Genomic DNA, 18482 nt, shown 5'->3' with positions numbered 1-18482 from the left:
TCCCAGGGGTGGCCGATGCAAAGCTTGAAGCCGGCCGGCTTGCCACCGGACAGCCGGCGCATCTCGCCGATAAAGGCCATCATCTGCAGCGGCGTCGAGAACGCCCGGTGCGTTGCCGGCGAGATGCAGTCCTCGTTCATGGCAACGCCTCGGATCCGCGAAATCTCCTCGGAGACTTTTGCCGCTGGCAACACCCCGCCATGGCCCGGCTTGGCGCCCTGGCTGATCTTGAGCTCGACCATCTTGATCTGGTCGTCGGCCGCGACACGGGCGAACTCGTCCGCGTTGAAGCTGCCGTCGCGGTTGCGGCAGCCGAAATAGCCCGAGCCGATTTCCCAGATGATGTCGCCGCCGTTCTCGCGATGATAGGGACTGAAGCCGCCTTCGCCGGTATCGTGGGCGAAGCTGCCTTTCTTGGCACCCGCGTTGAGCGCGCGCACCGCGTTGGGGCTGAGCGCACCGAAGCTCATGGCCGAAATGTTGAAGACCGACGCCGAATACGGCTTGGTGCAATCCGGGCCGCCGATGGTCACGCGGAATTTCTGGTCGGCACGAACCTTTGGCGCCACCGAATGGTGAATCCATTCGTAGCCATCGCGATAGACGTCCTCCTGGGTGCCGAACGGCCGCTTGTCTAGCACCATCTTGGCGCGCTGATAAATCACCGCGCGAGTATCGCGGGAGAACGGCATGCCGTCCTTTTCGCTCTCGAAGAAGTACTGCCGCATCTCGGGGCGGATTTCTTCGAGCAGAAAACGCAAATGTGCCGAGATCGGATAGTTACGCAAGACCGCGTGGCTCTTTTGCGTCAGGTCGCGAATGCCAAGCAAGGTGAGCGCGGCAAAAATCAGCAATGGAATGACGATCAGGTCGAACGTCTTGTGGTCGACGATGCCGATACCAAGCAGCAACGCTGTCACCACGGCGCATATCGTCAGGACGATGAAACGCGGCGAAAACGGCAGCATCAGTGTTTCCATGGGTCCTCTCAGGCCGATTTGCCAGCCTTCACACTATCGGCAGCGACAGTCATGTATATGACAAATCGTGCCAGGTGATTTGCCTTTCACCAAGGCTACCCAATCATCGGCAGGATGATCAATCCGTCCAGGTGGCCGGGCCGGACGGGCCGGTTCGATCCCGCACTGCAACGTGGACGTATCCGAAGGCGATGGATGGTGGGCCGCAGCCAAAGAGCCGAGGCTCAATGGCCGTGCGTCCGTAATTCTCCGGGTATGTGCTTTTTCTCCAGGCCAAGGTTGGCGAGCCATTCTTCCGTACTTTGGATCGACCGCTCGATATGCTCTGAGGCGAGAGAAAAATCGTAAGGCGATCCCCTCAGTGGGCACAAAGGCGGGACCACGAAGTAGTCGATGTCAGGCGAGAGGTTTTCCAGATCATCCACCACTTGCCGGGCGATCAGAAGCGTCAACGCGTGGAGCGCACTGGCAATCGCCCCCACTGGGGGCGCGTCGGCGGAGCAGGCAAAACCAGTCGGCAGGATAATGAGACGGCGCGCACCCTTTTCGACTGCGACCTTGATCGGCGTGTTGGCTGAGATTGCGCCGTCCGCAAGGTAGCGGCCCCTGTACGGTACAGGCGCAAATGCGCCCGGTATGGACGTAGAGGCCACGATCGCCTCTATTGCCGACCCTTCGGAAAGCACGACGCTTTCGCCGGTGACGATATCGGTGGTGACGATATGAACCGGAAGCTGTGCATCCTGCAAGTTGCGATAAGGCAGATGATCCTCGAGCAGCTTGCGGATGCCATCATGCGAGATCAGAAAATCCCGGCGCCAGAGAAATCCGAACATGGTCCGCAAGGTCACCGGAAATACGTCGTGGCGCGTCAGGCCGCGCCAGATGGTTTCGAGCTCAAGAACGCCTTTCAGGGTAGGGGCTCCGGCGAAATAGGCGCCGTTGATGGCGCCTACGCTCGAGCCGACCGCCATATCGGCGGCCACGCCATTCGCGGCAAGCGCGTGCATCATGCCCACCTGAATCGCACCGAAACTGCCGCCGCCTGCGAAGACGAACGCGGTCTTCACCCTATCGTCCTGAGTTGACGCGGACAGCACCCATTTCCCCCCTGCCGTGACGCATCGCCGCTTGAGACCCACGCCTTTTCTGAAAGCTTATAGCAAAGGCCCCGCAGACCGCACTATCAAGAGTGGGTGTTTGCGCCGGGAATGCCCGACAGCAGGCCGTGATGATGAACCGGAAGCCCGTGACAATCGCACGCCAATCGATATCGTGCACAGGATGTTATCGCATGAAAATTCCGGCGCTGCCTTTCACCGTCACCGATTGAAGCCAGGTTACCGCCGCTACGCATGCGGGCGAAAGCGGCCACGCGCCCTGGCGCACGCTGGACATCGGCGATCTGCGCGTCCGGATGGTCGAGTACACGCCGGGATATCTCGCCGATCACTAGTACCGCCGATTTGAAGTCCCTACAGCGCAAGCGGCTGACGTTTAAGAGGGACTTCAAATCGACAAGCGGGTGCTAGAATTTCATATTTGCCAGCGCCCATTAGCTTTCCGAAGTTCGCCAAACAGAATTGCGGGGGCTGGATGCGAACTTCATAAAGTGGGCACGGTGTGACCGCGGCCACATGCTTTTCGTGAGCTCGACACCGAATTGCGCGACGGCCGCACATTCCGCCTTCTGCCCGGCATGAGCTACCAGGTGTCGGATTTCGGCGACGCCGCGCACCGCTCTTCGACGAGGACCGGCGCCAAGCTTTTTATAGTCGACTGAGAGCGCAGCGAACTCTTAGCGCTCCACAAAAGCCTTTTCGATCACGAAGTGACCGGGCTCGCTGTGATTGCCCTCGACGAAATCGCGGGCCACGAACATCTGGCGCAACTCTTCCAGCATCGCGGGGCTGCCGCACATCATGATGCGGTCGCCTTCGATATTCAGCGGCTCCTGGCCGATGTCGTTGAACAGCTGTTCCGAGGTGATCAGATCGGTGATGCGGCCGCGGTTGCGGAACGGTTCGCGGGTAACCGTCGGATAGTAGACGAGCTTTTCGGCAAGCAGCGGACCGAATAATTCGTCGCCCTGCAAGTTTGCTACCAGTTCCTCACCGTAAGCGAGTTCCGACACCTGACGGCATCCGTGCACGAGGACGATCTGCTCGAACTTGTCATAGACGTCCGGGTCCTTGATCAGGCTCGCGAACGGCGCGAGCCCGGTGCCGGTCGACAGCAACAGCAATCGTTTGCCGGGAAACAGGTTGTCGGCAATCAGCGTGCCGGTCGCCTTGCGGCCGACCAGGATGGTGTCGCCTTCCTTGATCTTCTGCAGCCGCGACGTCAGCGGGCCGTCGGCCACCTTGATCGAAAAGAATTCGAGCTGCTCTTCGTGGTTGGCGCTCGCCATCGAATAGGCGCGCAGCAGCGGACGCCCGTCGACTTCGAGCCCGATCATCGCGAATTGCCCGTTCTGAAACCGGAAGCCGGTGTCGCGGGTGGCCCGGAAGCTGAAAAGCGTATCGGTCCAATGCCGGACAGAAAGAACCTTCTCTCGATGAAACGCGCTCATGGGGTCTGTTTTCCGATCACGTATTGCAAAACGGCCGACAGCGACCTACCCGCTCCGATGCGTGGAAGCCTCTGTGCCAATTGAGGAATTACACCCGTTGAAGTAACCCAATTTGGGCTGGTGTCAATATGTTGCAGTGCAGGATAAGCAGTCGAAAACTGCAGGGCCGGGCAGCCCAAATGGCTTTCGGCCAAAACTTCTCTGCGCGGGGTTTTAAACGCAATTAACGTGCTGAAAACCCGCGCTGTTTGGGTGATTAATTGCCGCCCCACATGGGAAAAATTCGTTAGAGATATTCTTCGAAAATGCCGGAATGCCAGATCGCCCGATATTGCATGCGGAACTTGCAGGAATTTCGCGCGGGAAAGCCCGCCACCTATCCGGATCAAGCGGTATACGCCGCCTATGCCAGCGCCGAATTCGGACTTGGCTTTGACGATATCGACGGCGGCACCGGCCTTGCTTTCCGCATCGCCTCGCCGACCAAGGCGGTTTACTTCGGCGCCGGTCGCTGCTCGTGGTATCCGCAAAACAACGCAACCTCGGCAACGCTGGCGTCCGACAAGTATTTCGCCAGTCGCATCCTGGAAGAGGCTGGCGTTGCCAATCTCGGCGGCAACTATTTCTTCCTGAGCACTCGCCATCGCGCGCTTCGCCCCGCGGGGCATGAGCGCGTGGACGCTTTCGATTATTTCAGGAAGCTGAACGGAAACGCATTCCTCAAGCCGCTAACGGGATCGCGCGGCGATTTTGCACAAGCGATCGGCGACGAGGCCGCGCTCGGCCGATATCTCGACACCGTTGAGCCGCACTACGATGCGATCTTGATGCAGCCCGTCGTCAGCGGCGTCGAATACCGGATCTTTCTGCTCGACGACAACGTTGTTTATTCCGCGCGCAAATTCCCGCCATCGCTTGAAGCGGATGGCAAGCGGAGCCTGCGCGAACTCCTTGTCGCCCACAATGCCTCACTGAGAAACCGTGGCCTTTCTGCGATCGATCCCACGACGTTCTCCCGCACCGAACTCGATCGTATTTTGGCAGCCAGCGAACGCTGGGAAATTCCAGGCCGGACGAATTTGACCGCCGGTGGCCACATGGCGTTTGCATCGCCCGATGCGACCGCGCTGACGATGGCGCGAGAGGCCGTCCGCGCGCTCGGCCTGCGCGCCGCCGCCGTGGACCTGTTCGTCGACCTTGGCGGAAATCCGGAAAGCACGGCGATCATCGAAGTCAACTCCAACCCCTCGATCCGGTTATTGGAGGAATTGCAGCGACCGGATTTGATCCTGAAAATCTGGCGTCACACATTTTCGGCAGTCGGGCTACTGGTGGAGCCGATTTGACGTTCCGCACCCCGCCGACCCCGATTAGCAAAAGTGCCTGCCGGTAAGGGATGCGAATGCTGGAATCGGACCGCTAGATGTTTGACCTGCCAAAATATGGCGAGGGCATTTGCCTCGCGCGGATGGCCGAGTTGCTCGACGCGCTCGCAATCGACCGCGCCCGCTTGCAGGAACGATCGGTCGCGATCGCCGGATCGAACGGCAAAGGCTCGACGGCGGCGTTTTGTGCCTCGATCGGCCGCGCTTATGGCCTGCGCACCGGGCTGTTCACCTCGCCACACTTATTCTGCTTCAATGAGCGGTTTCAGATCGACGGCGTGCCGATTGCCGATAAACCATTGAGAGAGCTTACACCGCGGATCAAGACCGCAATCGACACCGTTTCGAGGAAACGCGGCGAACAGTTCGGCGCCTTTGAGGCCATGTTCGCATTGGCGTGTCTGTATTTCCAGCAGGCCGATTGCGAATTCATGGTGTTCGAGGCCGGCATTGGCGGCCGCTACGACCCGGTACGTTTGCTCGGTAGCCGCATCACCGCGGTCGCCTCGGTCGACTACGAACATGTCGAATTGCTCGGCCGTTCGCTGGAACTGATCGTGTCCGACAAAAGCGACGCCTGCGCCTCCGGCGGCACCATCGTCTATGGCGAAAACTGCCGTCACTTGCGGCCACACATTATCGAGTATAACCGCAACCGGGATGTCGAAAGCCTGTTCGTCCGCGATGAAGTCGGGATTGGCAATGAATCCATCGCGGCGGCCGGCCAAAGCTTCGACTTCACGTTTCGCGATCATCGCTTCCACGTACTGGATGTCACCTTGCGAGGCGGCTTCCAGCTTAACAATGCCGCGATTGCGACCGCCTTGTTTCTGCGCTGGCTGGAGCGCTCTCGGCCTGGCGACGCCGCTTCGCGCAATGAGGCCGCCGTGCGAACCGGGCTCGGCGAGACGCGCTGGCCCGGCCGTCTCGAAACTATCGCTCAGGCTCCCCTCACGATCATTGACGTCGGCCACACCCCTGACGGGATCAGGCAGTCGCTCGCCGCGCTCAAGCATATCTACGGTGACCGGGACTGGATTCTCGTCATCGGAGTTTCCTTCGACAAGAAGGCGGACGAGATCGCAGGCGCGTTGGCGCCGGCGTTCGACATCATCGTCTGCACAACAGCGCATCACAAGGGCGGCGACGCGGCCGCGCTTGCCTCGACCATGCGTAAGCTCAATCCGAACGCGCGGATTGAGATCGCCGCTACCATCGAGCAGGCGTTTGGCGCGAGCGAGGCGCTAGCCAAATCGCTCAACCGACGAATCTATGTGGCCGGCGGACTGTTCACCGCGATCGAGTTCGCCGCGGTAGCACGCGGGCTGGATGCGAAAAAACTCGTCTTCTTCTGAAGACTGGAAGTGCTCTTCCGCCGGTAACGATTCGTTAACCATAACCAGTCGATGGTGGCACCTCCCGGGAGAGCCTCATGGGCAGCACATCATCGATCTCATCTTCAGCGCCGCCGTTCGCTGGAAGCCAGGTGAGCAACCTGAACCAGGTCCAGGGCGCATCATCGTCGGTCTTTGGCAATCTTCTCCGCCAAACCGAGGTCGCGATGGGACTGAAATCGAAGACCGGTTTTTCCTCCGGCGCGACCTACGAAGCCAAGACGCTCGCGGGCCAAACCAAGGCGACCGTCGACAGCGCGATCAACGCGACCAAGTCGCTACTTCACATCAAGTAGGTCTTCAGACGGGCCCTGACGGGCGCACTCCACCGCCGAAACGTCAATCGTTCACACCCTCGCTGTCGTCGAGCGCCTTGAAGGCATCCTCGAGCTGCGGCGAAATCGCGACATTCAGCCGCTCGCCGGTCGGCAGGCGGGAAACGAACCACTTGTTGTAGAGCGGAACGAGGTCGTGGTTCGTACCGAGCTTGCGGAACGCGCGCTCCACGACCTCCTTCAATTGCGGCTCTCCCCTGCGGAACATGATGCCGTAGGGATCGTAGGACAGATAATCGCCGACGACGTGGAATTTGTCCTGCGACTTGTGCCGCGCGATCAGGCCGTAGAGCAGGATGTCGTCGGTGGCGAAAGCGTCCGCCTTGCGGTCCACCAGCATCTGATAGGACTGCTCGTGGTCGGACGCCGTCACGATGTTCAGGCCGAGATTTAACTTCTTGTCCAACGCATGCATGGCTTGTTCGTTGGTTGTGCCCTTGGTGACGACAACGGTCTTGCTCTGCAGGTCTTTCGGCGCCGAGATCGCGGAGTCCTTCGCCACCATCAACTTGGTGCCGGCCACGAACATCAGCGGCGAGAACGCCACCTGTTTCGAACGCTCGGCATTGGCCGTGGTCGATCCGCATTCCAGATCGATCTTGCCCTGCACGACCGCCGGAATGCGGTCGTCGGAGGTGACCTTCACATATTCGATCTTGAGACCGGGATCGTCGACCTCGACGCCGATCTCGTCCACGACCGCTTGGCATAGCTCCAAGCTATAACCGATCGGCCGGTTGGCCTGGTCGAGGAAGGAGAACGGCGGCGAGCTTTCGCGATAGCCGAGATGCACGGCGTGCCGGCTCTTGATGGCGGCGAGCGCCGGGCTAAGCCCTTCGCCGCCGGTCTGGGCGCCTGCGGCCGTCGTCAACAGGCACCCTGCGAGCCACAGCCCGCAGGCCCCGATCGATCTTCTCAACCGTTGGCGCATCGCCTTCTCCCGTCAATGGCCGGCCATCGCGGGAATCTCGCCGGGGATCATATCCGGCGGCACCACATCGTCAGGACCGAGCACATGTTCGGGGGCGAGCTCGCCTTCCCACTTCGCCACCACGGAGGTCGCAAGCGAGTTGCCGATCACATTGGTGGCGCTGCGTCCCATGTCGAGGAACGTATCGATGCCCATGATCATCAACAGGCCTGCCTCGGGAATGCCGAACTGGCTGAGCGTCGAAGCGATCACCACCAGCGAAGCGCGGGGAACGCCCGCGACGCCCTTTGAGGTGATCATCAGCGTCGCCAGCATCGCCAACTGGGTGCCGAGCGACATTTCGATCTTGTAGGTCTGCGCGATGAAGATACTGGCGAAGGTGCAGTACATCATCGTGCCGTCGAGGTTGAATGAATAGCCGAGCGGCAGCACGAAGCTCGAGATCCGCGGCGAAGCGCCGAAGCGGTTGAGACCCTCCAGCGTCTTCGGATAGGCGGCCTCCGAGCTTGCAGTCGAGAAGGCAATCATCAGCGGCTCACGGATCAGCCGCAATAGATGGCTGTATCTTGGCCCGATGACGATGAAGCCGACGATGACCAGGATGCCCCACAGGAGCAGGAGCGAGAAGTAGAACCCGCCCATGAACACGACAAGCTTCCACAAGACGGCAAGTCCGTTCTTGGAGACGGTCGCCATAATCGCCGCCCACACCGCGATCGGTGCGAACAGCATGACATAGCCGGTCACCTTGAGCATGATGTGGCCGAGATCATCGATCACGGAGAGAATCTGCTTGGAACGCTCGGGCATGGCGCCGAGCGCGACCGAGAAGAATACCGCAAACACCACGATCTGGAGGATCTCGTTCTGCGCCATCGCGTCCGCGATCGAGGTCGGGATCAGGTGGGTCAGAAATTTTTCGATCGAGAAAGCCGACACCGGCAATCCGGTCGACTGCGCCTTGTCCGGCAGCGTGCCGGGGAAATTGGCGCCCGGCTGCAAAAGGTTCACCATCACGAGGCCAAGCAGCAGCGACACGAAGGAAGCGCTGACGAACCATCCCATGGTCTTGGCGAAGATACGCCCGAGCTTGGCGCCGCTGCCCATATGGGCGATACCGCCGACTAGCGTCGCAAACACCAGCGGCGCGATGATCATCTTGATCAAGCGCAGGAACAGCATGGCAATCAGGTTGACGCTCGAAGCGATATCGGCACGCGAGTCCGGCAGATAGTTGAAGACCAGCGTTCCCATCACGATGCCAAGCACCATCGCGACGAGAATGTATTGCGTGAACCTGTTGGACATGCCTTTACCCCCGTAAGTTCCCCAGCCGCGCGAGTGTGGCAGATTTCAGAGCCGGCGCAACACGCTTCCCGTAGGCGCGATGTTACCGTTGTGGAACGCGGGCGATGCGACTAGCCTCTTATGCAACGCACAATCGGCTAGTGGAGCGGATCTGACATTCGCTACCCACGTAGTAGCCGCAAACTCGGAGAGCGAATGTCAGATCCAAACTCCACTAGAACCTAATATTTGCTAGTGGTCCTACGATTCTAACATTCGCAGAAGTGCCTGCTGAGAAGGGATGCGAATGTTAGAATCGGACCACTAGTTGCGCATTTCTTGCGCGGCGACTGCATCAAGAACAGCCACAGGGAGAGAAAGCCGTGAACGCCACCGTCAATCGTCAGATCCTGCTGGTAGAGAAGCCGACCGGAAAACTCGGCAGCGAGCACTTCAAGATGAGGGAAGGCACCGTCCCTGAGGTGCGCGATGGCGAAGCCTTGCTGCGGGTGCGTTACATCTCGCTCGATGCGGCCAACAGGGCATGGATGCACGGGGCTACTTATCGCGCGGCGGTCGAAGCCAACACGGTGATGGCGGGCGGCGGCATCGCCGAGGTCGTTTCATCCAAGGCTCCGGAGCTTGCGGCCGGCGACATCGTGTTTGGCGATACCGGCTGGCAAGACTACGCGGCTGTGCCGGCGAAGCATCTCGCCAAGATGCCGAAGATCGAGCCGATGACTTACCTGCTCAGCGTCTACGGCATCGCGGGCCTCACCGCCTATTTCGGGCTGCTCGACGTCGGCAAGCCCAAGGTCGGCGAGACCGTGGTGGTTTCAGCGGCCGCAGGCTCGGTCGGTTCGATCGTCGGCCAGATCGCCAGGATCAAGGGCTGCCGTGTCATCGGCATCGCCGGCGGCAAGGACAAGTGCCACTGGCTCACCTCCGAACTCGGCTTCGATGCCGCGGTCGACTACAAAGACGGCGCGGTCTTCAAGGCACTGAGGGCCGCGGCGCCCAACGGCATCGATGTGTATTTCGACAATGTCGGCGGCGAGATTCTCGAGGCGTGCCTTGCGCAGATGAACAACCGCGGCCGCATCGCCTGCTGCGGCGCCATCTCGCAATATGATGGTATACCGTCCGCCAGCGGACCACGCGGCGTGCCCGGCCTGATCGTCGTCAAACGCCTCACCATGCAGGGCTTCATCGTCACCGACTACATGGAACGCCGCAACGAGGCGCTGCGAGACCTGCAATCGTGGGTCGCCTCCGGCACGCTCAAGGTGCAGGAAGACGTGATCGATGGCCTCGAGAATACGCCGAAGGCGTTGATCGGGCTGCTCGCCGGCGAAAACCGCGGCAAGCGCATGATCAAGGTGTGAGAAGCTTCGGGCTGCCGCAATTCATTCGCCAGGCAATCGACTTGCGGCAGCGAAAAACGACAATGATCCGCCGCCAACATTCGAGACCAGAGTATTCATAATTTAACGTCGGCTAAAACGACGGCTTGCGGAGAGAGCGACAGGGATGGATGCCAATGATCGGCGCGTTGAGCCGCGAGGCGGCACTTTTTAATCACCGTGAGCATCGCTATTGCCGCGCCCGCTTGTTCGCAAGCACCGACCGATGCTCAGCGAAGGGCGATCCGAGCCGAATGCCGCTCGGACTATGAAGCCCATTGTGCGAGCGTTCCGCCAGGAGGAATGGCATCGTTGCAATGCTTGCAGAAAAATATGACGAGCCTCTCCTCAGGCTGTCAAAGCGCCGTGCGCGCCGTCAGAACTCCGTCCGAATCCAAGGCCGCGCCACCGACAACCCCGGCAAAGACAGAATCCGAACCGGCCGTTGCACCCAAGGAAAAGTCTGCCACGGCCCCTGCCCGGCCAGCCGCAAAGGGCGCGGCTCCGGCCACCCCCAAGGCAGCCGCCGCGACAACCAGCAAGCCGAGCAGTACCGTGTTGTCCGAATTCGCTGCGCAATAAATTGCAGGCGCGTCAGATCCTTTGTCTGACCGTCTTGTCTTGATGCGGTTTCTTCCGCGGATTTTTTGATGGCGCCGAAACCTGGCGAAAGATAGGATCGCCCTAATGAACAGTACACTGTCGATCTGGGAGGCGGGCGTGCGTATCGCCGTCATCGGCGGAGGCCCCGGCGGCCTCTATTTCAGCTATCTCTGGAAAAAGCGTCATCCGAACGCGCGCATCGATCTGTTCGAGCAAAACCCCGCGGGCGCGACCTGGGGCTTCGGGGTTGTGTTCTCCGAACAGGCGCTTGAATTCCTGCGCACCGACGATCCCGACACGGTGGACGCGATCGCGCCGAAGATGGAAAGCTGGAAGAACATCACGCTCAACCTGCGAGGCGAGAGCGTCGAGATCGATGGCGTCGGCTTTTCCTCGATCGGCAGGCTCGATCTGCTCAAAACGTTGCAGGCGCGCGCCGCGTCCGTCGGCGCCGCATTGCATTTCGACACGCAGGCATCGCTCGATCAGTTGTCGGGTTACGACCTGATCGTCGCCGCCGATGGCCTCAACTCAATGGTGCGCCGGACCTTCGAAGGCGACTTCGGAACTTCATTGTCCTACTCGACCAATAAATTCGCGTGGTACGGCACCACCCAACGCTTCGAGACGCTGTCGCAGACCTTTGTGGCGACCGGTCGCGGCAGCTTCAATGCGCATCATTATCGATACGCAGACCGCATGAGCACCTTCCTGGTTGAATGCGATCTGCCGACCTGGCAGGCCTACGGCTTCGCCGACAAGAGCGTCGATGAATCGAGAGCGATCTGCGAGCAGGTGTTTGCGGCAACACTCGACGGCCATGGACTGATTTCGAACAAATCGGTGTGGCGCAATTTTCCGTGGATCTGGAACGATCGCTGGTTCTTCAAGAACATGGTGCTGCTCGGCGACGCGTTGCACTCGGCGCATTTTTCGATTGGTTCGGGAACTCGGCTTGCGATCGAGGACGCGATCGCGCTCACCAAGGCGTTGGAAGCGGAGCGCGACGTCGGCGACGCGCTCGCCCGTTACCAGAGCGAGCGGCAGCCGATCGTGAAGAAACTGGTGACGGCCGCGCGCACCAGCGCCAACTGGTATGCCAAATTCCCTGAGCATATGAAGCTCGATCTGTTGGACTTCGCATATAGCTACATCACCCGTTCGGGACGGATCGACCATGCGCGGCTGCGCGCGATGTCGCCCTCCTTCATGGCGCGCTACGAGGCATCGTCGCCGCGCTCGGCGGGCGGAGGCAGACCATGACTTTGCCGTTGGAGATCGTCGATCAGGTGCCAGCCGACTGCGCCGGCGCGCGTGAGATCGGCTTTACGCTTCCCGCCATCTACAATGCGAGCCGCATTCTCTTCGATAACATCGACAAGGGCTTTGGGGATCGCCTGGCGCTGACCGGTCCGCTTGGTGCTGTGAGCTATGCCGAACTGTGCGCGGAGGCCTCACGCTGGGGTCACGGCTTGATATCGCTGGGGCTCAAACGCGGCGATCGCGTCCTGATGTTTCTCGACGACACGCCGGCCTATCCCGCGGCGTTCTTCGGCGCGGTGCGCGCCGGCTTTGTGCCGCTCCTGATCAACACGCTGACGCCACCCGACCTGCTGCAATTCTATCTTACCGATTCCGCTGCCACCGTTGCCGTCGCCGATGCCGAGTTTTGCACGCGTTTCGATGAAGTCGCCTGCGCGGAAACGGCACTGCGCACGTTGATCGTGGTCAATGGTGAGGCGGGACGCCACGCCGTTCCGAATGCGATCATCGCCAAAGACTGGCTGGCGGGCTTCTCTGCCGAACTCACAGCGGCCGATACCCATCGCAACGAAATGGCGTTCTGGATGTATTCGTCGGGCTCGACGGGCCGGCCGAAAGGCATCGTCCATCTGCAACACGATATGGCCTATAGCGATCGGGCATTCGCGCAACACTTTCTCAAGCTCGCGCCCGGCGACATCTGCTTTTCCGTGCCGAAAATGTTCTTCGCCTACCGCTTCGGCAATTCCATCACCTTTCCATTTTCGGTGGGTGCCGCGACGCTGCTGTTGCCGGGTCAACCCAAACCGCAGGCGATCTTCGATGCGATCACCCGCTATCGCCCGACCGTCTTTTTCGGCCTGCCGACGCTTTATACCTCCCTCACCAAGGCCGAAGGCGCCGACAGGTGCGATTTCGCTTCGCTGCGAATGGCGGTATCTGCCGCCGAGGTGCTGTCATCAGACGTCTTCAACGGCTGGAAGGCCCTCACCCGTCTTGAGATCGTGGAGGGACTCGGCTCGACCGAGGTGCTGCACATCTATCTCTCCAACCGGCCGGAGAAGAAAAAGCTTGGCGCCGCCGGCCTTCGCGTCCCCGGTTACGAGATCGCGCTGAAAGACCGCGACGGGCGCGATGTCGGCGACGACGAGGAAGGCGTTTTGTGGGTGCGCGGTGATTCCAATACGCCGCTATACTGGAACCGGCCCGACAAATCCGCCGAGACCATCCGCGAGGGCGGATGGATTTACACCGGCGATCGCTTCGTTCGCGACGCGGACGGCTTTTATTTCTTCCGCGGCCGCGCCGACGACCTGATCAAGATTTCGGGCCAATGGGTTTATCCGCTTGAAGTCGAATTGTGCCTTGCTGAACATCCCGACGTGCGCGAATGCGCCGTGTTCGCCGCAGAGCTGCCGGACCGACGGATGACGCTCAAGGCTGTCGTGGTCATGAACAAGGCCGCGACCGACGAGGATGAGACGACAAAACGGCTGCAGGATTTCGTAAAGACGAAGCTCTTGCCTTACAAATATCCGCGCGAGATCAAATTCGCTAACGAGCTACCGAAGACCGGCACCGGCAAGATCGACCGCCAGGCCGTGATGCGGATGTAACAGCTCGCGCAACGTCATCACCCGCGAAGGCGGGCGATCCAGTACGCCGCGGCGTCTCATTTTTACGTTGGCGTCTCTGGGATACTGGATGCCCTGCTTTCGCGGAGTATGACAGCAGCACAGAAGCCCCGCCTAACTCCCCAACCCCGTCCCGCCGTAGAGCCAGGCGAGATCGCGGTACCACTCCGCTTGCGACTTCGCGCTCATGATGGCGTTGCGCAGCCGCGCATGTTCGCCGGCGGGATGATAGATGTGTTCGCCGATGGCGCGCGAGAGCAGTTGCACGCGCGCGGTACGCGGAAAGCGCAGGCTTTGGTATTTTTCCAGGGCGCCGGCGTGATTGCTCGCGTGGCTGCCGAGCATGTGCGACAGGCACACCGCGTCTTCCATCGCCTGGCAGGCGCCTTGCGCGAAATATTGCAGCATCGGATGGGCGGCATCGCCGAGCAGCACGACGCGACCGTCGATCCAGCGCTCGGTCGGATCGCGGTCGCACAGCACCCAGAGTTTCCAGTTGGTGCCGTGGCGGATGATATCGAGCGCGCGCTCGTGGATATGCGCGAATCCTCGCATCACCTCTTCTTCCGGCACCGGTTTGCCGGCGACCGGCTCAGGGGCGTCGTTGTGACAGGTGACGACGAGGTTGAATACTTTCCAGCCCGAAAGCGGATAATGCACGAGGTGGCATTTTGTCCCCGCCCAGAGCGTCGCCGCGTTCCAGCGCAAATCTTCCGGCATCTGTTCGGTCGGGATCACGGAACGGTAGGTGGTGTGGCCGGAGACCCGCGGCTTGCCGTCACCGACAACTTGTTTGCGAATGTTCGACCACAGCCCGTCCGAACCGATCAACAACGAGCCGGTGACGCGATCGCCGGAGGCAAGGCGCGCGGTGACTGACGAGCCGTCCTGATCGTAGCCAACGACTTCCGAGCTGACGCGAAGATCGATCAGGTCGCTGTCACGGCAGGCTTTGAGGAAAACACCGTGCAGATCGCCGCGATGCACCACGGCATAGGGGTTGCCGAAGCGTCCGCGGAAGGCCTCGCCGAGATCGACGTGGCAAATTTCCTTCGCCGTCATCGCGTCCATCAGGCGAAGCTGGTCGACATAAACCGCCATGTTGCGCGCGGCTTCGCCAACGCCGAGATAGTCAAAGGCATGGAAGGCATTCGGCCCGAGCTGAATGCCGGCGCCGATCTCGCCCAGGGCAGAGGCTTTCTCAAGCAGGATCGAGCGGATGCCCTTTTGCGCGAGTCCCAAGGCCACCGCGAGGCCGCCAATGCCGCCACCCGCGATCAGAACTGGTTGTGTGCCCGCGGCCGCCATCAGCTCGCTTTCCCTAAATGCTCCAGCGCGTCTTCGGCGCGGAGCGGCACGCGCGACGCCTCATTGTTGAGATCGACGAGCTGTTCGAGCAGCCCAAGCAGCGTCTTGCGGTCGGCAGGCTTCAGCGGCTGCAAAATCCGCGCCTGGACACGATCGACCGACGGCATGATGTCGCGCAACAGGTTGGCGCCGGCCTTGGTCAGATACAGAAGCTTGACCCGCTTGTCCTCTGGCGCGGGTTTGCGTTCGATATAGCTCTTCGCCTCCAGCCGCTCGATCACGCTGCCAAGCGTCGAACGGTCGAACGCGATCACCGCGGAGAGCCGTGTGGCGTCGATGCCAGGATGCGTGCGGATCGCAATCAACGCGGCATATTGCACCGGCGTCAGGTCGAAGGCCTTACATTCCTCGATGAAGATCGCGACCGCGATCTGCTGCATGCGGCGAAACAGGTAGCCAGGCGCGGTGTAGACCGCGTCCATGGTGACAGTGTCAGGCTTATTCGGCATCGTGCTGCCGCTCCGGTGCGGCGTCGGCAAACGCCTTGAGTGCTTTCGCCGCCTCTTCCGCCCCAAGCAGGCGCGGGAAAGCGGCGACATCGACGCCGAACCGGCGCGCATTGGCCAGTTGCGGCACCAGACAAAGATCGGCGATGGTCGGCGTATCGCCAAAACAAAATGGCCCGGCCTCAGCCGCGATCAGCTTCTCGCAGGCGGCGAGACCTTCGCGGTTGGCCCACGCCGCCCAATCCGTCACCTTCTCTTCGGAAAGGCCAAGCTCGCGCAACCGCGCCAGTATTTTCAGGTTCTGGATCGGGTGGGTGTCGCAGGCGATCACCTGCGCGAAGGCGCGAACGTGCGCCCGGCGCAACGGTTCTTTCGGCAGGAGCGGCGGTTCGGGGTGGGTTTCATCGAGCCATTCGATGATCGCGAGCGACTGGGTGAGGTTTGCGCCAGCATCGCCCTGCACGGTCGGAACAAAGCCTTGCGGGTTGATCGCGAGATAGTCCGCCGCGCGCTGCTCGCCCTTGCGCAAATGATGGCTCAGGTGTTCCGCGCTTAACCCCTTCAGGTTCAATGCAATTCTGACCCGATAGGACGCGCTGCTGCGGAAATAGCCGTGCAGCTTCATCGCAAGACCTCCCCTTTTCATTATCTCGGCCGGCCATTTCAGGCCGTCATTGACGCTAGCCATATTGGCAGTATACTGTCAATCACGAAACGACATAAGAACACAGGAGGAGGTTGGCCATGGAAGCCGTAGCGAAGACTCCGGAACGCGAGGCGTTTTACAAGAAGATCGATGGCGAAAATCTTTCCGCGCTGTGGAACGTGCTCGGCGATCTGATCACGCCGGAACCGAAAAGCGCCTGCCGGCCGCATCTTTGGAAATTCGATGCGATCCGCACCTACATGACCGAAGCCGGCAAGCTTATCACCGCCAAGGAAGCCGAGCGGCGCGTGCTGGTACTGGAAAATCCGGGGTTGCGCGGTCAGTCGAAGGTCACGACCTCGCTGTTTGCCGGCGTGCAGATGGTGGTTCCGGGCGACGTCGCGCCGGCCCATCGCCACAGCCAGTCGGCGTTGCGTTTCATCCTCGAAGGCGAGGGCGCCTTCACCTCGGTCGACGGCGAGCGCACCACGATGTCGCCGGGCGACTTCGTCATCACGCCGGCGATGACCTGGCACGACCACTCCAACGAAACTTCCGAGCCGGTGTTCTGGCTCGACGGCCTCGACATTCCGATGGTGCAGTTCTTCGACGCATCCTTTGCTGAAGCCCTGAAGGAAGACCAGCAGAAGATCACCCGCCCTGCCGGCGACAGTTTTGCGCGCTATGGCCGCAACCTGTTGCCGATCGACGAAAAGCGCACATCGAAGACCTCGCCGATCTTCAACTATCCTTATTCCTACACGCGCGAGGCGCTGGAGACCGCCAAGCAGCGTGGCGAATGGGACGCCTGCCACGGGTTGAAGCTGAAGTTCTCCAATCCCGAAACCGGCGATTTCGCGATGCCGACCATCGGCACCTTCATTCAGTTGCTGCCGAAGGGTTTCAAGACCGCGCGCTACCGCTCAACCGATGCGACCGTGTTCGCGGCGATCGAAGGCAAGGGCCGCACGCGGGTCGGCGATCAGACCTTCGAATGGGGACCCCGCGACCTGTTCGTGGTGCCGAGCTGGCAGTGGGTCACGCACGAAGCCGACGCCGATGCGGTCCTGTTTTCGTTCTCCGACCGCCCGGTGCAGCAGAAGCTCGACCTGTTTCGCGAGGACAGAGGGAACGCGTAATACTTTCTCTGTCATCCCAGGCAAGCGAAGCGTGACCCGGGACTCATAGCCACCGATCCCTGGTTATTACCGTGCTGTGGCGCCAGCTTCGCGCAACACCACTTTGCTGTGGTTATGGTCCCCGCGTACGCGGGACGACACCTGTCTGGCAATTTTATGAGTTAGATCGCGCCGGCCCAATTCGCGAAGGCGTCGAGAATTTCGGTCATCACCTCGCGGTCGTTGCGGCCCGAACGCGCCAGCACGTGGAAGGAATGATCGGCGCCGTCGGCGAGATGCAATGCCGCGCGCGATCCGAGCCGCTGCACGACCGGTTCGATCAGCGCCACCTCGGCAAGAGTGTCACGGCTTCCCTGTAGAAACAGCATCGGGATATTCACCTTGGCGAGGTGGTCGGCGCGATCGGTCGAAGGCTTGCCGGCCGGATGCAGCGGGAAGCCGATAAACGCAAGGCCACGCACGCCCGGCAGTGGCGCGGTCGCCTGCGCCTGAGAGGTCATGCGACCGCCGAACGACTTTCCGCCCGCGATCAAAGTGAGGTCCGGGAATATCTGCGCCGCCCTTGCCACTGCCGCGCGCACCGTGGCTTGCGCGACCGCCGGCGGATCGGGCCGCCTGCTGCCTTTCTCCATGTAGGGAAATCGATAGCGCAGGCTTGCAATGCCGCGTTCGGCGAGCCCGTTCGCAAACACCTCCATGAAGGAATGGGTCATTCCTGCGCCGGCGCCATGGGCAAACACGAAGCACGCGCGCGGCGCATCCGGGCGGACAAGAAGCGCCGAGACCGGGCCGGTCTTTCCGGCTCCAAACGTCAGTTGTTGCGGGCTGCTCGTTTTCATCGAATTCCGGCAGCAGCGGTGGTGGAAATGTTTCCGCCATCGTTCACGGGTCGGATGGCACCCGACGCTTCAGAACCCGACGTCTTTGGAAAAAATGGCGATCCCGGCATGACTCGAACATGCGACCTACGGTTTAGGAAACCGTCGCTCTATCCGGCTGAGCTACGGGACCGGAGCCTTTCGCTTTGGCAAGCGGCGTCTCGGCCTCCGTTTACCAGAGCCGGCAACGGATCGCCAGTGTCTGGCTTGCGCTCGGC

General features: G+C 61.0%; 16 protein-coding genes, 1 tRNA gene and 2 pseudogenes. 9 read left to right on the top strand and 10 right to left on the bottom strand.

Annotated features, from left to right (window positions below):
• The coding region (locus WB528_RS24455) for a glutamate synthase-related protein (protein WP_423891534.1) at nt 1–980 on the bottom strand (980 nt) is incomplete at its 3' end.
• Between the two features lie 224 nt (nt 981–1204).
• A complete protein-coding gene (locus WB528_RS24450) occupies nt 1205–2050 on the bottom strand; it encodes a patatin-like phospholipase family protein (RefSeq protein ID WP_423891532.1) in 846 nt (281 codons plus the stop codon).
• Nucleotides 2051–2274: 224 nt separating this feature from the next.
• On the opposite strand from WB528_RS24450, the pseudogene WB528_RS24445 reads away from it, so the two are divergent.
• Together WB528_RS24445 and WB528_RS24440 are read left to right on the top strand one after the other, a co-directional pair.
• Nucleotides 2275–2433, top strand: a pseudogene (locus tag WB528_RS24445) (DHCW motif cupin fold protein); the annotation flags it as partial.
• A 169-nt stretch (nt 2434–2602) separates the two neighbouring features.
• Nucleotides 2603–2763, top strand: a pseudogene (locus tag WB528_RS24440) (DHCW motif cupin fold protein); the annotation flags it as partial.
• Nucleotides 2764–2778: 15 nt separating this feature from the next.
• Here WB528_RS24440 and WB528_RS24435 read toward each other — a convergent pair.
• Nucleotides 2779–3552, bottom strand: a complete 774-nt coding sequence (locus WB528_RS24435; RefSeq protein ID WP_423891530.1) for a ferredoxin--NADP reductase — start codon at nt 3550–3552, stop codon at nt 2779–2781.
• Nucleotides 3553–3887: 335 nt separating this feature from the next.
• Between WB528_RS24435 and WB528_RS24430 the strand changes: the two genes are divergently transcribed.
• The 3 genes from WB528_RS24430 (at nt 3888) to WB528_RS24420 (ending at nt 6627) form a co-directional block, all read left to right on the top strand.
• Nucleotides 3888–4898 (top strand): ATP-grasp domain-containing protein, encoded by a 1011-nt coding sequence (locus WB528_RS24430; RefSeq protein WP_423891527.1) that lies wholly within the window; start codon nt 3888–3890, stop codon nt 4896–4898.
• Between the two features lie 77 nt (nt 4899–4975).
• A complete protein-coding gene (locus WB528_RS24425; protein ID WP_423891525.1) occupies nt 4976–6292 on the top strand; it encodes a bifunctional folylpolyglutamate synthase/dihydrofolate synthase in 1317 nt (438 codons plus the stop codon).
• 77 nt (nt 6293–6369) lie between these two features.
• Nucleotides 6370–6627 carry a hypothetical protein gene (locus tag WB528_RS24420; protein WP_423891523.1) on the top strand — a complete coding sequence of 86 codons (258 nt, stop codon included), beginning with the start codon at nt 6370–6372 and terminating at the stop codon, nt 6625–6627.
• A gap of 43 nt (nt 6628–6670) precedes the next feature.
• Here the strand turns inward: WB528_RS24420 and WB528_RS24415 are convergent, their stop codons facing one another.
• Both WB528_RS24415 and WB528_RS24410 read right to left on the bottom strand, forming a co-directional pair.
• On the bottom strand, nt 6671–7597 hold the full coding sequence (locus WB528_RS24415) for an amino acid ABC transporter substrate-binding protein (RefSeq protein ID WP_423891521.1): 927 nt from the start codon (nt 7595–7597) through the stop codon (nt 6671–6673).
• A 12-nt stretch (nt 7598–7609) separates the two neighbouring features.
• Nucleotides 7610–8905: a dicarboxylate/amino acid:cation symporter gene (locus WB528_RS24410; RefSeq protein ID WP_423891520.1), complete on the bottom strand. Its 1296-nt coding sequence runs from the start codon at nt 8903–8905 to the stop codon at nt 7610–7612.
• 362 nt (nt 8906–9267) lie between these two features.
• Between WB528_RS24410 and WB528_RS24405 the strand changes: the two genes are divergently transcribed.
• From WB528_RS24405 to WB528_RS24395, 3 genes are all read left to right on the top strand, one after another.
• The gene (locus tag WB528_RS24405) at nt 9268–10269 is read left to right on the top strand and encodes an NADP-dependent oxidoreductase (protein WP_423891518.1); all 1002 of its coding nucleotides are present in this window, start codon (nt 9268–9270) and stop codon (nt 10267–10269) included.
• 738 nt (nt 10270–11007) lie between these two features.
• A complete protein-coding gene (locus WB528_RS24400; RefSeq protein WP_423891537.1) occupies nt 11008–12153 on the top strand; it encodes an FAD-dependent monooxygenase in 1146 nt (381 codons plus the stop codon).
• Nucleotides 12154–12155: 2 nt separating this feature from the next.
• Nucleotides 12156–13769, top strand: a complete 1614-nt coding sequence (locus tag WB528_RS24395; protein ID WP_423891535.1) for a benzoate-CoA ligase family protein — start codon at nt 12156–12158, stop codon at nt 13767–13769.
• Nucleotides 13770–13901: 132 nt separating this feature from the next.
• Here the strand turns inward: WB528_RS24395 and WB528_RS24390 are convergent, their stop codons facing one another.
• Genes WB528_RS24390 through maiA form a run of 3 tightly spaced genes read right to left on the bottom strand, consistent with a single transcriptional unit; the run spans nt 13902 to nt 16226 of the window.
• Nucleotides 13902–15095 carry a 3-hydroxybenzoate 6-monooxygenase gene (locus tag WB528_RS24390; RefSeq protein ID WP_423891515.1) on the bottom strand — a complete coding sequence of 398 codons (1194 nt, stop codon included), beginning with the start codon at nt 15093–15095 and terminating at the stop codon, nt 13902–13904.
• A complete protein-coding gene (locus tag WB528_RS24385) occupies nt 15095–15604 on the bottom strand; it encodes a MarR family winged helix-turn-helix transcriptional regulator (RefSeq protein ID WP_423891513.1) in 510 nt (169 codons plus the stop codon). The genes WB528_RS24390 and WB528_RS24385 overlap by 1 nt, the downstream gene beginning before the upstream one ends.
• Nucleotides 15594–16226: a maleylacetoacetate isomerase gene (gene maiA, locus WB528_RS24380; protein ID WP_423891511.1), complete on the bottom strand. Its 633-nt coding sequence runs from the start codon at nt 16224–16226 to the stop codon at nt 15594–15596. Before maiA ends, WB528_RS24385 begins: the two co-directional genes overlap by 11 nt.
• A gap of 119 nt (nt 16227–16345) precedes the next feature.
• On the opposite strand from maiA, the gene gtdA reads away from it, so the two are divergent.
• Nucleotides 16346–17386, top strand: coding sequence for a gentisate 1,2-dioxygenase (gtdA, locus tag WB528_RS24375; RefSeq protein WP_423891510.1), 1041 nt, complete (start codon nt 16346–16348; stop codon nt 17384–17386).
• A gap of 161 nt (nt 17387–17547) precedes the next feature.
• Here the strand turns inward: gtdA and WB528_RS24370 are convergent, their stop codons facing one another.
• Nucleotides 17548–18225, bottom strand: coding sequence for an alpha/beta family hydrolase (locus WB528_RS24370; protein ID WP_423891508.1), 678 nt, complete (start codon nt 18223–18225; stop codon nt 17548–17550).
• A gap of 95 nt (nt 18226–18320) precedes the next feature.
• Nucleotides 18321–18397 (bottom strand) — tRNA-Arg (locus WB528_RS24365).
• Nucleotides 18398–18482 lie beyond the last annotated feature (85 nt).

This window comes from Bradyrhizobium sp. (assembly GCF_049586575.1).
In the GTDB taxonomy this organism is placed as follows: Bacteria; Pseudomonadota; Alphaproteobacteria; order Rhizobiales; family Xanthobacteraceae; genus Bradyrhizobium.
This window is presented reverse-complemented; position numbering and strand designations above follow the sequence as displayed.

Bases quoted from the DNA above. Each gene is read 5' to 3' on its own strand.
- WB528_RS24435 (WP_423891530.1), bottom strand. From the start codon at position 3,552: ATGAGCGCGTTTCATCGAGAGAAGGTTCTTTCTGTCCGGCATTGGACC.
- WB528_RS24430 (WP_423891527.1), top strand. From the start codon at position 3,888: ATGCGGAACTTGCAGGAATTTCGCGCGGGAAAGCCCGCCACCTATCCG.
- WB528_RS24425 (WP_423891525.1), top strand. From the start codon at position 4,976: ATGTTTGACCTGCCAAAATATGGCGAGGGCATTTGCCTCGCGCGGATG.
- WB528_RS24420 (WP_423891523.1), top strand. From the start codon at position 6,370: ATGGGCAGCACATCATCGATCTCATCTTCAGCGCCGCCGTTCGCTGGA.
- WB528_RS24415 (WP_423891521.1), bottom strand. From the start codon at position 7,597: ATGCGCCAACGGTTGAGAAGATCGATCGGGGCCTGCGGGCTGTGGCTC.
- WB528_RS24410 (WP_423891520.1), bottom strand. From the start codon at position 8,905: ATGTCCAACAGGTTCACGCAATACATTCTCGTCGCGATGGTGCTTGGC.
- WB528_RS24390 (WP_423891515.1), bottom strand. From the start codon at position 15,095: ATGGCGGCCGCGGGCACACAACCAGTTCTGATCGCGGGTGGCGGCATT.
- WB528_RS24385 (WP_423891513.1), bottom strand. From the start codon at position 15,604: ATGCCGAATAAGCCTGACACTGTCACCATGGACGCGGTCTACACCGCG.
- maiA (WP_423891511.1), bottom strand. From the start codon at position 16,226: ATGAAGCTGCACGGCTATTTCCGCAGCAGCGCGTCCTATCGGGTCAGA.
- gtdA (WP_423891510.1), top strand. From the start codon at position 16,346: ATGGAAGCCGTAGCGAAGACTCCGGAACGCGAGGCGTTTTACAAGAAG.
- WB528_RS24370 (WP_423891508.1), bottom strand. From the start codon at position 18,225: ATGAAAACGAGCAGCCCGCAACAACTGACGTTTGGAGCCGGAAAGACC.